We start from the raw sequence: 14214 nt of genomic DNA on the forward strand, positions 1-14214 counted from the left end.
ATATCGTTCGGGGTCATGCGTGCGCCGGGTAGGGCGATCTGGTACGAGCTTGGAGCAAGGCCGTGGCCCACCAGGCGAGCTGGTCCAGCAGCGCCTGCGCCGCCGCTGCGGACTCTTCTTCGTCGACCGGCCGACCGTCATCTCCGAAGGTCTCCCAGACCATCGGAAAGCTGACAGTGTCCCGAATGGTGACGGCATGCATCTCGGCAAGCACCAGCCGGAGGGCTTCAACCGCGCGCACGCCGCCCGATCGTCCGCCGTAGGAGACGAAGCCGACCGGCTTCGCGCGCCACTGGCTGAAGTGCCAGTCGATGAGGCTCTTGATGGACGCCGGAAAGCTGTGATTGTACTCGGGGGTGACGACGACGAACGCGTCGGCCGACTCCAGCCTCGACGTCACATCCATCAGCTCAGACGGGGGGTCGTTCGTGAGCCCCAGCGGGAGCGAGGCGGTTGCAAGGTCGATCAGATCGACATCAAATCGACCGTGCCTCTTCGCCTCGTCGGAAAACCACGAGGCGACCGCGGCGCCAAGACGGCCCTCGCGGACACTCGCAACTACGACTGCCAGCCTGAGAGCGCGCTCTGGAAGCACCTGCGCTTGCTCCGCCGACGGGCGGGACTGCGCGCCCGCGATCTCGCCGACCGGCACGATCACGGCCGTCGGGGCACCGCTGTCTCCTGGGATCTGCATACAGCTGATGCTGGACGTTCAACAAAGGTTGAAGTCAAGGGCGCGTTGCAGCATGTTAGGAACATGACCACCACGACGCAGGCCCCGCCATCGTTCACGCTCACCGTCAAAGACGTTGCCCACGCGAGCCACGTCGCTCCGTCCGCGGTGCGCTTCTACGAAGAGCACGGCCTGATCCACGCGCGCCGAACCACCGGGAACCAGCGCCGGTTCGACGAGAACGCCGCCTGCCGCATCCGGTTCGCCCGACTCGCTCGGCGAGTCGGGCTGACAGTCCGGGAGATCGCCGACATCTTCCAGGCGCTACCCGAGAAGCCGTCGGCGCAGGACTGGGCGCGGGTCTCCGACTCGCTGGTTGCTGAGGCGGAGGCGCGCGTGGCGGACCTGCGCCACGACCTCGACGCCCTCCAGACGGTCACAACCAGGTGCACTACCGGAATCGTACGGTGAGGAACGGGGCGATCCTCCTGCCACCGGCAGCGGCATGCCGCCCATCGACCGACACTTCTCAAACACGCTCCAAGACGTGTTTCGTCAGTCAGGCCGGCAGCGTCGAGGTCACGTGTGGCGGTGATCGACAACTGAAGAGGTCTCCGGTATCTGGTTCTGCGACCAAGCAAGAACTTCATACCGGAGACCTCGTGCCCAGCGTGGCGGTGACGAGGCGGCATGACCTGACCGACAGGCAGTGGGCTGTTCTGGCTCCGCTGCTACCTGCCGCGTCGACGACAGGTCGTCCGCCGAAGTGGGAGAAACGGCAGCTCATCGACGGGATCCGGTGGCGGATCCGGGTCGGTGCCCATGGCGCGATGTCCCGGCCGAATACGCGCCCTGGCCCACCGTCTACGGCCTGTTCCGCCGCTGGCAGCGCGACGGGACCTGGGGCAAGATCCTTGCCGGATTGCAGGCCGCCTGCGACGCGGCCGGCCGGATCGGCTGGATGGTGAGCGTGGACTCGATGACCAGCCGCGCCCACCAGCACGCCGCCGAAACCTCGTCCGTCCTGGTCACAATCCTCTTGATCACTGAGATCAGACCGCGGTCGCAGCCTCAAGCCGCACGGCCTGGATGCAGCGGGCGATCGACGTTGCGCGGTGCACGAAAATGATTTGTTGTGCTATTGCGACTGGCCTACCTCGGCGTGACCAACGCTCCCGTGCTCCTGCGGCTGCTGCAGATGAGCCACCGGGACAAAGACGCCGAGAGCCTCACGCTGCGCCACCAGATCACCGTCCTGCACGGCAGCTGCACGGCGAGAAGGGTCCGGTTCACCCCACCTGACCGGGCTGGCTGCTCTTCTACACCGGCTACCCCGCGACCCCTTCGCAACCTGCGGCTGCTGATCCGCCCGGAGACCGTGCTGCGCTGGCATCGAGACCCGATCGCCCGCCGGCCCGCCAGGCTCTCCCGCCCCCCGGCGGGCCGGACGGCGACGTACCGCCGGGTCAATCCGCCGGCTGGTGCTGCGCCTGGCCCGAGAGAGAACCACCTGGGGGTACCACCAGCCCATGTCCGAGAGGACCTCGCCGAAGCGTCTGGAGAGACGAGCTATGACGGCCGCGCGGTCGGGTCGGTTGGCGATCTCCCTGCGTTCGGCTCTTAGCTGGGCGGCCTGGCCGGGTGGCGGCGTCTGCGGCTGCTCGAACGCGTGCCCAGAGGCGCAGCCCGGCCTCCGCTGTCTGTTGCCGTAGCAGGGCGTCGGCACGGCGGCGTGAGAGGTCGTCGCGTCCGGCCAGGAATGGTGCGGGCAGCAGACTGAAAGTAGCGAGGGATCATGGCTGTCGCTCGGCGCTCAGGGCGATCCGGCTCTGCTGCCACTGCTGGATCACGTGCCGGAGGGATTGGCTCACGAGGAGGAGGAGTTCGGCGGAGGACCCGAAGCGGGCGCCGGCCGGGGTTGCCGCGCCGAGAACTTCGGCTCCGTACTGGGATGCGGCTGCCAGGGTGTCGTTCATCTGCACAGTTGCGAGGAGGGACTGGAGCAGGATCCCATCGTCGATGACATAGCGCTCGCGGCGCATGCCGGGGGTTCGTTCCCGCCTCAGCATTCCCTGCTGTTCGAGGTAGGCGACGGCGTGGGAGATCGACGCCGGGCTGATGCGGAGCCGCTGGATCAGGTCTGCGGCGGTGAGGGTGCCGGAGTCGGTGGTGTAAAGGCAGGCCAGCACCCTGGCCATCATTCGGGGCATCCCCTGCTGGACCAGGAGAGCGGTGAAGGACTCGGTGAAGTCTTGGACCGCTTGGGGGTCTCGCCCATGGCCGCTGTCGGGGGTCGGCGGCGCCGGAGGCTGGGCCTGCTTCCGTCGGTGCGCACGATGCTGTGTGGCCAGGTGCGCCCGGTCCGCCCGGTAATCGTTGGGTCCGCCGTTGCGGGTGACCTCCCGCATGATGGTCGAGGCGGGCCGACCCAGGCGCCGGCCGATTTCTGAGTATCCGAGTCCCTCGGCCAGACCTACAGCGATGTGCTGACGGTCCTCGTTGGTGAGTCTTCCGCCGGGCATCGGCGTTCGTCTCCTCTCTGCCGGGCTGCAACGAGGCGCCGCGCTCTTCCCGCCGCACAGTATGCCTTCACACAGAGCCCATTGCAATGCAAGATCTCGGTCGTCCCTTGCGTTCAGCTCGATCCCATTGCAATAGGGAACCTGTTACGGGGTATCGCTAGGCGCTATGGCGACTATCCTGTGTTGACGAATCAGTGAATGCAATGTAGCGTCGCAGCCATCATTCAGTGATCCCCAAACACTGGCCGAGGTTGTAGGCAAGGAGAATCATGACGGGAAACGGCAACAGCGGCTTCTCCGAACCAGCGCCCGACGGCGCGGCGGAGGCACCCGGGGTGGCCACCACGGACAGCGGGGACCTGCCGAAGGCCGCTGCCGGGCAGGATCGCCCGGAGCTGCAGAAGGCCATCCAGGAGATCGTCGATTCCGGTTTCGCCGGGGTGCAGCTGCGCGTGCATGACGAACGGGGCGAGTGGGTCGACAGTGCCGGGGTGCGCAAGTTGGGCGAGGCCGCCAAGCCGCCGACGAACGGGCACTTCCGGATCGGCAGCAACACCAAAACTTTCGCCGCGACCCTGGTGCTGCAGTTGGTGGCCGACGGCAAGATCGGGCTCGACGCCCCAGCGGCCGACTACCTGCCCGAGTTCAAGCTGGATCGCCGGATCACCGTGCGGATGCTGCTGCAGCACACCAGCGGGGTGTTCAACTTCACCGGCGAGTACTACCCCGACGGGACGATCGTGGCGGGAATCCCCTGGCAGGGTCAGGAGTGGGTGGACAATCGGTTCCACACCTACCGGCCGCAGGAGCTGGTAGAGCTGGCACTGTCCAAGCCGGCGCGGTTCGAGCCGGGGACGGACTGGAGCTACTCCAACACCAACTACGTGCTGGCCAGGCTGCTGGTCGAGCAGGTCACCGGCCGCTCGTTCGCCGAGGAGATGCAGCGGCGGATCATGAAGCCGCTCGGGCTGACGGGCACCGTCGTGCCCGAGACCTCGCCGGACATCCCCGAGCCACACGCCCACGGCTACTACACGTACCAGGACGCGGGCCAGTGGAAGACGGTCGACATCACCCGCATGAACCCCTCTTGGACCTCCACCGGCGGCGACATGATCTCGACCACGCGGGACCTCCACCTGTTCATCTCCGGGCTGATGGACGGCAAGCTGCTGCCGGCGCCGCTGCTGGCCGAGATGTGCACGCCGCACCCGACCGGCATCCCGAACATGGACTATGGCCTGGGAGTGTTCGTGCTGACCACGGACGACGGCGGCACCCTCATCACCCACAACGGCGGCTTCGCGGGCTGGGCGGCGCTGATGTACAGCACCCCCGACGGCAGCAAGACCCTGACCGCCTCGCTGACCACCGGGAACGCCGAGCTGGCCTTTGCGGAGTGGGCGGAGGCGTTCCAGAAGGCGCAGCACAGGCTCGTCAACGAGGTGTTCTGTGGCGGACAGGCCGGGTCGGACGACGAGGCCGCGCCGGCTCAATAGCCGGGGGCCGAACACCGCGCGGAAGCACGGCGGTTGCGCGGGCGGCGTCGAACTGCCGCAGCAGTACGCAAGGTGGATGCCCATCGCCGTCTCCATCTGGAACGGCTCGCGCGGGTTGTTGGCGTGAAAGATCTCCCGGAGACCTGACTTGGCTCACACTTCCCGGTGCGGTGTGATCGTGGGCCTGTTCACCTGTGTCCTCGATGAGGCGGGGCCAGGGTGCGCACCAAGCGCCCAGCCGGAAGTTGTCTCCGTGACTCGCCCGGATTGATGCACCTATCAAGGCGAATGCCTCGTCGGGGTCTGGATTCGGTTACCACACACGAACCAGACCACGACGAGGCCACAGCCAGTATGCGCCCCGCGCGTGTACGCCAACGTGACCGAGTCGCCGGACACGGGCGGGAGTGAGTCTTTCGGGCGGGCGGGGCGTTCCCAGGGCTGGCGTAAATCAGCGACGGCGCCTCGGGCGAGGCGTAGTTGGGTGTAGGCGGCCAACACGAGCCGTTTGTCCGGTCGCGGAGAGCACCCCCGCCTCCACCCAGGGCATCGCCGGAGGCTTTGCCACGATTTCGTCGACGCCCACGATGACATGTTCGGCGTACGGGGCGAGCATGGCCCAGCCGAGCTACGATGATCATTCTGTGCGGAGCTGCCAGCGGTCGAGGGCGAGGAGGCCCGCGCCGAGACAGCCTGCTTCGTCACCGAATGACGCGCGCAGGATCTGCGGTTCGCGGTGGAAGGTCAGTCGGTCGAGGACTTCGGTCCGTACCGGTCCGAGCAGGGCGTCACCCGCGTGGGAGAGTCCGCCTCCCAGGACGATGGCCTCCGGATCGAGCAGCGCCTGGGCGGTCAGCAAACCGTCGGCGAGCGCGCGAACGGCGTCACGCCAGATACCGGCTGCGGCGGGATCTCCGGCGGCCGTCCGAGCCACCACCTCGGGCGCTGGCATCCCGGCCCGACGTGCGATAGCAGCGGCGGACGCGACCGCTTCCAGACAGCCGCGCCCTCCACAAGCGCATTGTGGGCCAGCGGGTCGTACGACCACATGCCCGAATTCACCGGCCGCGCCGGCACCGGTCAGCACCGCACCACCCGTCACGTACGCGGCGGCGATGCCGGTGCCGATCGGTACGAAGAGCATGTGGGTCGTGTGCTGCCCGGCGCCGAGGCGAGCCTCGGCGAGACCGCCGGCACGCACGTCGTGGCCGAGCACGGTGGGCAGCCCAAGGTGTTCGGCGACCAGCTTCCGCAGGGGTACGTCACGCAGCGGCAGGTTGGCGGCGTACTGCGCGACCCCTTCAACCTCGTCCACCACGCCGGGTACCGCCACACCGACCGCCCGGGGCACCAGTCCCTGCTCGCGGGCGCGGTCGGCGAGCGTACGCACGATGTCGAGGATCGTGGCGACGACGGCCTGCGGTCCCCGCGCGGCACCGGTCGGGTGCCGCTCGCGGTGCCGCTGGTCGCCGCGGGCGTCGACGAGCGCGCACTTGATGTGAGTGCCGCCGACGTCCACAGCCACCACCACGTCCCCGGTATCGGTCACCGCAGTACCACCGAGCGGGTCAGGTTGCGTGGCGAGTCGGGGTCGAGGCCGTGGTGAGCGGCGGCCTCGACCGCGAAGCGCTGCGCCAGTACCAGGTCGGCGAACGGGTCGCGTCCGGTGTTCACGAACGTGGCGCCGGTCCGGCCGATCTGCTCGGCAAGCCCGGCGGGCGGCTCCCCGAACATCCACACCGCCCGGCGGGGGGCGGCGATCGCGACAGGCCCGTGCCGGTACTCCATCGCGGGATAGGACTCGGTCCACAACCCAGCCGCCTCCCGGCATTTGAGGGCCGCCTCGTGTGCCAGTCCCACCGTCCAACCGACGCCCAGGAAACTGACCTGCTCCACGGCGGACGGGTCGAGCGGCAGCGGGGCCACCACCGCGTTCGCCGCCGCCACCGTGTCGGGTGGTACGCCGACATGTGCGCTGAGCAGCGCGAGCGTGGTGGTCGCGAAGCGGGTCTGCACGATCGACCGCTCATCAGCCCACGGGAGTGCGATCATGCCCGCCGCAAGGTCGGCGGCCGGAGTCTGCGGATCGGCGACGATCACCGTGGCCGCATTGCCTCGGACAGCGTCCAACACCTCGGTGGTCGTACCCGAGCGGGTGATCGCCACGACGGCGTCGTAGCCGCGCTCGGCGGGGAACTCCGACGCGGTGAACGCGTCCGTCTCGCCGTGCCCGGCGGCTTCCCGCAGTCGGGCGTAGGCCTGGGCGACGAACCAGGACGTGCCGCAGCCGATGACGGCGCTCCGCTGGCCCGGTGCCGGGAGCAGGTGGCCGACCTCGGGGACGAGCGCGACGGCTCGCCGCCAGCAATCGGGTTGGCTGGCGATCTCCTGCCTGACGTGGCTCATCGGACGACCACCGAGTGCAGCAGGTCGTTGTAGCCGGTGCTGGGCTCCCACACGTTGGTGTTGGCCAGCCGGATGGCGTACTCGGGCCGGGTGGCGAGCCTCGGCTGCGGGTCGGGCAGGCTGAGCAGCAGCCGGTAGGTGCCCGACGGTACGCCCGCCAGCGACACGGACTGGTTGACCGTGGTGGACGTGCCTGCGGCCCACCGACGCGGGTCGGCATTGAGCGCCCTCGTGTGGATGGCGCCCGTCGCGGTGTTCCTCAGCACGAGGGTGAGACCGCGCGGGTTGAACGGCGCGGCCCAGCCCGCGTTCTGCACGGTGAACTGGACTGCCAGGCTGCCGCCGACCGTCGCGGTGGCCGGGTACGTGCCCTGGGTGAGGGTGAACCGGTGGCCGAGGTTGCGGCGCACACCGGTCATGCAACCACCGCTGGTCCAGCCGTTGAGCACCTCCGCGCGGTAGTCGGCGTTGAGGTAGTTCCAGTGGAACTGGCCGAGTTCCTGCAGCGCGGTCGGGCACTGTGAGCGCGGCGGGTTGGGCTGGCAGGTCTCGCCGCCCATGGGCACGAACTGTGTCTCGGCCGCCAGGTACGGGTACTCGACCGCGATGTTCTCGTAGGTGCCGAGATCGTCCGGGCTGGCGAGAAAGCAGTCGTTGTGGTGACCGAGGCGGGCGAGCGCGGTGCCGTTGTACGCCTGGCCGGACGTCAGTGCACCGGTGCCGTACATCGTGCGCTTGAACTTGGGGGTGCGCAGTTGGACCATGCGGTTCGCCGGCAGCACGCTGAGGAGCTTGTCCACCACGGCCTTGCGATTGGCCCAGTCGGCCTGCGTCACGTTGCCCTCGTTGCCGAAGTTCTGCGTGTACCACCACTCGCCCCATGCGCCGATGAAACCGGCCTGCATGACGTGGATGACGTCGCTGTTGGCGTTGAGGTACGGCGCGAGCTGGTCGAGGTGGGACAGCACTCGGCTGAGCGGGGCATCGTCGCCGCTGGTGGAGGTGGTGTACGCGAACCGCAGGATCATTTTCAGTCCGGCGGCGCGCACGGTGTCGGCCTGCTGCTGGAACTGGGCGAGTGCCGCCGCGCTGATCGGCGCGTTCTTGAACGCGGCGAGGTAGAACACGCACATCACGAGCGTGGTCTGCTGGCTGGTGCGGTAGCCCTGCAGGGTGGCGAGGTTGAAGTCGTTGACGTCGCAGTCGCCGGTGTGGTGGTAGAAGCCGCGCTCCGGGTTGGCGATGTCGGCGGTGTCCGGCTGGTACGTCACCGTGCCGCCGCCGTTGCCGGAGCCGCTGTAGACGTGGGTGTACCGGGCCGAGGTGTCCAGTGGGGCCTCGGTCTGGAAGACCAGGTCGGCGTCGTTGGGTGTCGCGGTCTCGCCGAGGTCGGCGCGGTTGACGGTCCAGCTCGCGGTGCCGCCGCCGGTGGTGTGGGTGACGGCGGTGACCGCGGCCCAGTTCCAGCCGCTGCCGGCGTGACGGTACAGGGTGCCGTTCTCCAGCAGGTAGTCCGCTCCGACGCCGGTGGTGGCGAACCCGGTGGCCGCGTTGCGGTCGGTGTCCACGTAGACGCGGCGCCACGCGGGTGCGCCGGTGTACTGGTATCGGTAGGTGACGGTGGTGGCGGTGTTGGATGCCGTCTGGCCGGTGATCGCGGCGTGTGCCGGGATCACGTTGAGGGTGACCGTGGCCAGCACGCCGACGAGGGCGGCGGCGATCAATCGTATCCGGGACATGGCTCTCTCTCAGGCGTGACGAGGGGAAGGGTTCGGGCTGACCGGGAGCCGTTCGTCGGTGGAGCTGTCCTTCAGGTGGCCGGGACGTTCGTGGCCGGAACGTTGCCGGTGACCGGCCGCACGGCGGGTGTACCGCCGGGAACGACGAACCGCACGGGCTGGCCACCGAAGTTGGCGACCCGGAACCACGTCCAGATCTCCCGGCCCGCCGTCGACGGCGGGAAGATGTGCCCGCGGTCGAATTCCAGCTCGACACGGGTGCCGGACTGCACGACCCGCACCGGCCAGCCCCGGTTGCCGGGCGAACTGGGGCTGCTGAACCGGAACACGTCGGCCTGGCCGGTCAGGTGCGGCAGCAGGTATGCCTGGTTGAGGTTCTCCAGGTAGACCCGGGCGTCGGGGGAGGTCGGCCAGAAGGGCTGCCAGCCGGACGAGCCGTCCCGGTCGTAGTCGAAGTAGATCATCTCCTGGGCCAGGCTGATCGTCTGCTTCGCCTCGATCATCATGAAGAACCGGTCCCCGGCGAACCGGGCGTACACCTTGGTGATGCCCTTGGCGTTGGCGCCGGCCGGATCCTGGTAGATCGGTGTCTCGGCCGTCCACTCCCCCGTGTTGCCGTCGGCGACGAACCCGCCGAACAGGTTGGTCGGGTGGGCGCCGGCCTGGCTGGGCGCGGCGCGTCCGTTGGCGTCGAGCCAGTTCTTCGCGTCGTCGTAGATCGCCGAGTTGAAGTGGTTGGCGCCGGAGACCGAGTAGCCGAGGTAGCCGGAGTTGACCACCACCTCGTTCATCCACTTCTGTGTGCCGCTGGCTGGCACCCGGAAGTCGATGATCGCGATGTTGAAGCCGTCGGCCTGGTTGGCCTGGGCGTTCATGTACGACTTCCAGAAGCCGCCGAAGTTGTCCCGGTGGCGGTAGCCGGCTGAGGCGGGATTGGTGTTCCAGTTGCTCTCGTAACCGGGGCTGCTGTCGTAGAAGCCGGGAATGTAGGTGTTGTAGTACCAGGACTCGGTGACAAAGACGTTGATGGCGCGGCGGTAGCGGTCGGCGAACCGCGAGGTGCCCTCGTCCGGGTTGAAGTACCAGTAGCCGCGGTTGGCGGCGACGACCTTGCTCGGGTCGACGGCCTTGATCTTCTCGACGAGGTCGATCATGCCGCCGGCGGTGAAGCCGAAGTTGCCGCGTGGTCCCCACGAGACACCCGGGCCGGCACCTCCGACCGGGTCGGGCGTGTCGACGGTGTCGAGGAAGACGCCGTCGTAGTCACCGTCGTGGACGATCTTGTCGACCTGGTACGTGACGAACCGCTGCCAGGCCGGGTCACCGGCGTTGATGTAGCCGCCGCCGTAGTTGCGGTTGACGTCGACATTGCCGTCACCGTCCCGCCAGTAGCCGCCGTAGAGGTATCGGCTGTCGCTGACCCAGGTGCCCTGCTGGTCGAGGTACCAGGGCATGACGCCGCGGTTGCGCCAGGTGAGCCGGTTGCCCCAGGAGGAGTAGCCGGCGGCGATGTTCAGACCGGTGTAGCCGGCATAGCCGTCGTCGTAGGTGCCGTCCGGGGTCGCGCCACCCTCCACGTTCAGGTAGCCACCCGCGGCGTCGTAGTTCCACGGGTTGGGCCCGTGCAGCGGACCCGACGGTCCGGTGTAGCCGGCTGGAAGGAGGCCGAGCTCGATGCCCTTCTGGATGGTCATGTGCCCGCTGTGCCCGGGAATGATGGTGGGCAGCATCTCCCCGACCGAGAGGTAGCCCAGCACGACGACGTCGTCGGCGCTGCCGAGCACACCGTCCAGCCCGCGCTTGATCTCCTGCACCTGTGCGCTGGTGACGGACTCGAAGTAGAAGTGGTCGGCGGTCAGGTTGAGCACCCGCAGGGTGGGTTCGAGCACGACCAGGTCGTACGCCTTGAGTTGGTTGGTCTTGGCCTGGTCGAGTTGCCCGTACCAGAACGCGGTGCGGCTGTTCTCGTTGAGCGTGGGCACCTTGCCGTAGAACGGGGTGCGGCCGATCTCGAACGCGGCCGCGTTCGCGGGCTGCGCGTGGGGCAGGACGATGGCGGCGGCGGTCAGGACGACCGCCCCGCAGAGCAGGCGGATGGCTTTACCGAACACGGCTTCTCCCCTTCAGTCAGGTGACCGTGGTGGTGTACTCGGGTGCACTGCCTGCGCCGTGTAACACCACCCGGTGGGGTGCCGGCGCGAGCGACCGCTGCCATGTCTGCGTCGGACCCGGTCGCTGGAGGTCCTCTCTGCGGCGGTGGGCCGTCAGCCCTTGTTGCCGCTGAGGGCGATTCCTTCGATGAAGTGCCGTTGCATCACGAAGAAGACCGCGATGACCGGCAGGGAGGCGAGTAGCGATCCGGCCATGAGCACCGGGTAGTCGGTCTGGAACTGGCCCTGCAGGGCTGCCAGTCCGGCGGACAGGGTCATCTTGTCCGGATCGGTGTTGACCACCAGCGGCCAGAAGAGGTCATTCCAGGACCAGAGCAGAGCCAGGATGGTGAGCGCCAGCAGGCCCGGCCTGGCCAGTGGCAACATCACGGACCAGTAGATGCGCAGTGGTGAGGCGCCGTCGAGCCGGGCCGCCTCGTCGAGTTCCCTGGGCAGGCCGAGGAAGAACTGCCGCAGCAGGAACACCCCGAAGGCGCTGAACAGGCCGGGCACGATCAGCGCCTGGAGCGAGTTGAGCCAGCCGAGCTTCGCCATGATCTCGTACTGGGGGATGACGAACAGGGGCGGCGGCACCATGAGCACGGACAGGAAGATGCCGAAAAGCAGGTTCCGGCCGGGAAATCGCAGTCGGGCGAAGGCGTACGCCGCCATCGAGCAGAACAGCAGCTGCCCGGCGGTACGCCCGACCGCCACGAGCACGGTGTTGAGGAACTGGTCGCCGAAGGGCAGCAGCTCGAACACCCGCCGGTAGTTGGACCAGTGCCAGTCCGGTTCGATCGTCGGTGGTACCCGGGTCGCGCTGGAAAGCGTTTTCAGTGAGGTGAGGAACTGCCAGGCGAACGGGACGACCATCAACGTCGTGCCGACGGCGAGGACCGCGTGGGTCCCGAGATGCCCGCGGCGTGCCGTGGACCCAGCCCGTGTCGTGGTCCTAGCCATAGTGGACCCACCTCCGTTGAAGCCGGAACTGCACGGCCGTCAGCGCGACGATCAACAGCAGCAGGCCCATCACGATCGCCGCCGCGTAGCCGCGGTCGTTGCTGGAGAACGCCTTTTCGTAGAAGAGCGCCACCACCGTCTGGATGCGCGGGTACGCCGGGTTGTTGCGTGCGGACTGGCCACTGCCGCCGATCACGTACACCAGGTCGAACAGCTGCAGCGAGCCGATGACCGACAGGACCGAGACGAAGAAGATGGACGGCGACAGCAGTGGCAGTGTGATCCTGCGGAACTGGACGAGCGGCCCCGCACCGTCGATCGAGGCGGCCTCGTAGTACTCCCGGGGGATCGACTGCATGCCGGCGAGGAAGATCACCAGGTTGTAGCCGAGGGTGGTCCAGATGCCGACGGCGGCCAGGGCGTAGAGGGCGGTGGCCGGTTCGGCGATCCAGTGCGGACCGTCGATCCCCACCACCGACAGGACGTGGTTGACCAGCCCGTACTCACCGTTGTAGAGCCACCGCCAGACCATCGCGACCGCCACCGGCATCGTCACCATCGGCAGGAAGAACAGCATCCGGTAGACGGACACCGCCCGCAGTCGGCGCCGGTTGAGCAGTGCGGCGAAGACGATGGCCACCGGGATGCCCGCCAGGCCCAGCGCCGTGTACAGCGTCGTGTTGCCCAGCGCCCGCAGCGCCTCCGGGTCGCGGACGAGGGTGCGGTAGTTGTCCAGGCCGATCCACTCGTGCCCACCGAACGGCCCCCACTCGCTGAACGAGAAGTACGCCGTCTGCAGTACCGGCCAGAGATAGAAGACAGCCAGGCCCAACCCCGTGGGGGCGATGAGCAGGTACGCCCAGAGCGCCTCGCTGCGCTGGTTCCGCCAGGGCCGGCGGCGCCGGGTCGGACCGGGGGGTACGGACGGAACGACGGGCTCGGCCCGGACGGCGCCCGGCTCGGTGAGCACCATGGCCGGCTACTCCTTCGCCAGCAGGGCGTTCATGTCCTTGGCAAGCGCCCTGGCCGCAGTCTCGACGTCGACCTCACCGCTGTACGCCTGGCTCAGGTGTTTGGCCTCGGCCTCGTTCCACGCGGCGGTGTTGCGGGAGACCGGGTACGGCACCGCGTACGTCACCGCGTCGAGCAGGTACTGCACCTTGAACCGGGCGTTGGCACTGGCCCACGCCGCCTGCGTGCCGGTGTACGCCGGGATCGGTCCGCCGCGCCCGAGGATCTCGGCCGCCGGCTGGGAGCCAAGGAACCGTACGAACTCCCACGCCTGCTCCGGGTGACTGGTCTTCGCCGCGACCACGTTGGAGACACCGTGGATGATCGTGGCCTTCTTGACGCCGGCCGGCAGCGGGCCCACGTCGACCCGGGTCCTCGTGTACTCGTTCTTGGAGAACTCCGACACGTTCCACGATCCGCCCCAGTACATGGCGAGCTTGCCGGACTCGAAGAGCTGCAGCGGCTGGGTGTCGGTCATCGTCTTCAGATCGGGCGACTGCCCGGCCTTGATCAGGTCGGTCCAGAAGCGCAGGCCCTCGATGGTGGCGGGCTGGTCGTAGCCGGAGGTCTTGCCGTCGGGCGAGATGACCTGGCCGCCGGCCTGGTAGATGGTGTTGTAGAAGTACTCCTGCCCGGAGGAGACGCTGGCGCCGACCGCGTACACGCCCTTGGCGGGATTGGTGAGCTTCGCGGCCGCCGCCTTGAAGTCGGCCCAGGTCCAGCCGTCGGCGGGGTAGGCGACCTTGGCCGCGTCGAAGAGCTCCTTGTTGTACCAGACCCCCACGGTGTCGAAGTCCTTGGGCAGGCCGTAGAGCTTGCCCTCGAAGCTGTGCAGGTCGACGAGCGCCTTGGGGTAGACGCCCAGGTCGATTCCGGCGTCGTTGACCCGGTCCGACAGCGGCATGATGACCTTGTTGTCGGCGTAGAGCTGGATGTTGGGACCGTTCATCCAGAACACGTCCGGGGCCGCTCCCCCGCTCACCGCCGCCCGCAGCTTGGTCCAGTAGTCGACCCAGGGGGTCATCTGCACGTCGACCGTGACGGTGGGGTGCTCCTTGGTGAACGCCGCGGCGAGTTCCTCCATCACCGGCACCTGATTGGTGTCCCACACCATGTAGGAGAGCGTCACCGGGCCGTCCGCAGGATCTTCGTCGCCGCCGCAGGCCGCGACGGAGAGGGTGAGTGCGGCAGCCAGCATCGCTGCCAGTCCCAACCGCAGGGGTCTCAACATGGGCGTCCCTTCAGACAGGAGAC

Annotated in this window: 11 protein-coding genes and 1 pseudogene; 3 read left to right on the plus strand and 9 right to left on the minus strand. The window is 68.2% G+C overall.

What is annotated here, in order from left to right; genetic code table 11:
• Window positions 1–13: 13 nt before the first annotated feature.
• Entirely contained in the window at window positions 14–694 is a 681-nt protein-coding gene (locus tag V1633_RS30780) for an NADPH-dependent FMN reductase (RefSeq protein WP_331217814.1), read from the minus strand.
• Between the two features lie 63 nt (window positions 695–757).
• Between V1633_RS30780 and V1633_RS30785 the strand changes: the two genes are divergently transcribed.
• Window positions 758–1144, plus strand: a complete 387-nt coding sequence (locus tag V1633_RS30785; protein WP_331217815.1) for a MerR family transcriptional regulator — start codon at window positions 758–760, stop codon at window positions 1142–1144.
• A gap of 191 nt (window positions 1145–1335) precedes the next feature.
• Window positions 1336–1682: pseudogene (locus tag V1633_RS30790) on the plus strand (transposase); the annotation flags it as partial.
• A 784-nt stretch (window positions 1683–2466) separates the two neighbouring features.
• Here V1633_RS30790 and V1633_RS30795 read toward each other — a convergent pair.
• Complete coding sequence (locus V1633_RS30795; protein WP_331217816.1) at window positions 2467–3195, minus strand: GbsR/MarR family transcriptional regulator; 729 nt, start codon at window positions 3193–3195, stop codon at window positions 2467–2469.
• A gap of 269 nt (window positions 3196–3464) precedes the next feature.
• Here V1633_RS30795 and V1633_RS30800 point away from each other — a divergent pair, with 269 nt between their 5' ends.
• A complete protein-coding gene (locus V1633_RS30800; RefSeq protein ID WP_331217817.1) occupies window positions 3465–4694 on the plus strand; it encodes a serine hydrolase domain-containing protein in 1230 nt (409 codons plus the stop codon).
• 637 nt (window positions 4695–5331) lie between these two features.
• On the opposite strand, the gene V1633_RS30805 is transcribed toward V1633_RS30800, so the two are convergent.
• From V1633_RS30805 to V1633_RS30835, 7 genes are all read right to left on the minus strand, one after another.
• Window positions 5332–6243, minus strand: a complete 912-nt coding sequence (locus tag V1633_RS30805; protein WP_331217818.1) for an ROK family protein — start codon at window positions 6241–6243, stop codon at window positions 5332–5334.
• On the minus strand, window positions 6240–7100 hold the full coding sequence (locus tag V1633_RS30810; RefSeq protein ID WP_331217819.1) for an SIS domain-containing protein: 861 nt from the start codon (window positions 7098–7100) through the stop codon (window positions 6240–6242). The genes V1633_RS30805 and V1633_RS30810 overlap by 4 nt, the downstream gene beginning before the upstream one ends.
• Window positions 7097–8839 (minus strand): DUF4832 domain-containing protein, encoded by a 1743-nt coding sequence (locus tag V1633_RS30815; protein ID WP_331217820.1) that lies wholly within the window; start codon window positions 8837–8839, stop codon window positions 7097–7099. The genes V1633_RS30810 and V1633_RS30815 overlap by 4 nt, the downstream gene beginning before the upstream one ends.
• Window positions 8840–8910: 71 nt before the next feature.
• Window positions 8911–10950 (minus strand): hypothetical protein, encoded by a 2040-nt coding sequence (locus V1633_RS30820; RefSeq protein WP_331217821.1) that lies wholly within the window; start codon window positions 10948–10950, stop codon window positions 8911–8913.
• Between the two features lie 153 nt (window positions 10951–11103).
• Entirely contained in the window at window positions 11104–11949 is an 846-nt protein-coding gene (locus V1633_RS30825) for a carbohydrate ABC transporter permease (RefSeq protein ID WP_331217822.1), read from the minus strand.
• Window positions 11942–12922 (minus strand): carbohydrate ABC transporter permease, encoded by a 981-nt coding sequence (locus V1633_RS30830; protein WP_331217823.1) that lies wholly within the window; start codon window positions 12920–12922, stop codon window positions 11942–11944. Before V1633_RS30830 ends, V1633_RS30825 begins: the two co-directional genes overlap by 8 nt.
• A 6-nt stretch (window positions 12923–12928) precedes the next feature.
• Window positions 12929–14191, minus strand: coding sequence for an ABC transporter substrate-binding protein (locus V1633_RS30835; protein ID WP_331217824.1), 1263 nt, complete (start codon window positions 14189–14191; stop codon window positions 12929–12931).
• Window positions 14192–14214: the final 23 nt, after the last annotated feature.

The organism is Plantactinospora sonchi (genome assembly GCF_036422035.1).
Lineage (GTDB): Bacteria > Actinomycetota > Actinomycetes > Mycobacteriales > Micromonosporaceae > Plantactinospora > Plantactinospora sonchi.

Bases quoted from the DNA above. Each gene is read 5' to 3' on its own strand.
- V1633_RS30780 (WP_331217814.1), bottom strand. From the start codon at position 694: ATGCAGATCCCAGGAGACAGCGGTGCCCCGACGGCCGTGATCGTGCCG.
- V1633_RS30785 (WP_331217815.1), top strand. From the start codon at position 758: ATGACCACCACGACGCAGGCCCCGCCATCGTTCACGCTCACCGTCAAA.
- V1633_RS30795 (WP_331217816.1), bottom strand. From the start codon at position 3,195: ATGCCCGGCGGAAGACTCACCAACGAGGACCGTCAGCACATCGCTGTA.
- V1633_RS30800 (WP_331217817.1), top strand. From the start codon at position 3,465: ATGACGGGAAACGGCAACAGCGGCTTCTCCGAACCAGCGCCCGACGGC.
- V1633_RS30810 (WP_331217819.1), bottom strand. From the start codon at position 7,100: ATGAGCCACGTCAGGCAGGAGATCGCCAGCCAACCCGATTGCTGGCGG.
- V1633_RS30815 (WP_331217820.1), bottom strand. From the start codon at position 8,839: ATGTCCCGGATACGATTGATCGCCGCCGCCCTCGTCGGCGTGCTGGCC.
- V1633_RS30825 (WP_331217822.1), bottom strand. From the start codon at position 11,949: ATGGCTAGGACCACGACACGGGCTGGGTCCACGGCACGCCGCGGGCAT.
- V1633_RS30830 (WP_331217823.1), bottom strand. From the start codon at position 12,922: ATGGTGCTCACCGAGCCGGGCGCCGTCCGGGCCGAGCCCGTCGTTCCG.
- V1633_RS30835 (WP_331217824.1), bottom strand. From the start codon at position 14,191: ATGTTGAGACCCCTGCGGTTGGGACTGGCAGCGATGCTGGCTGCCGCA.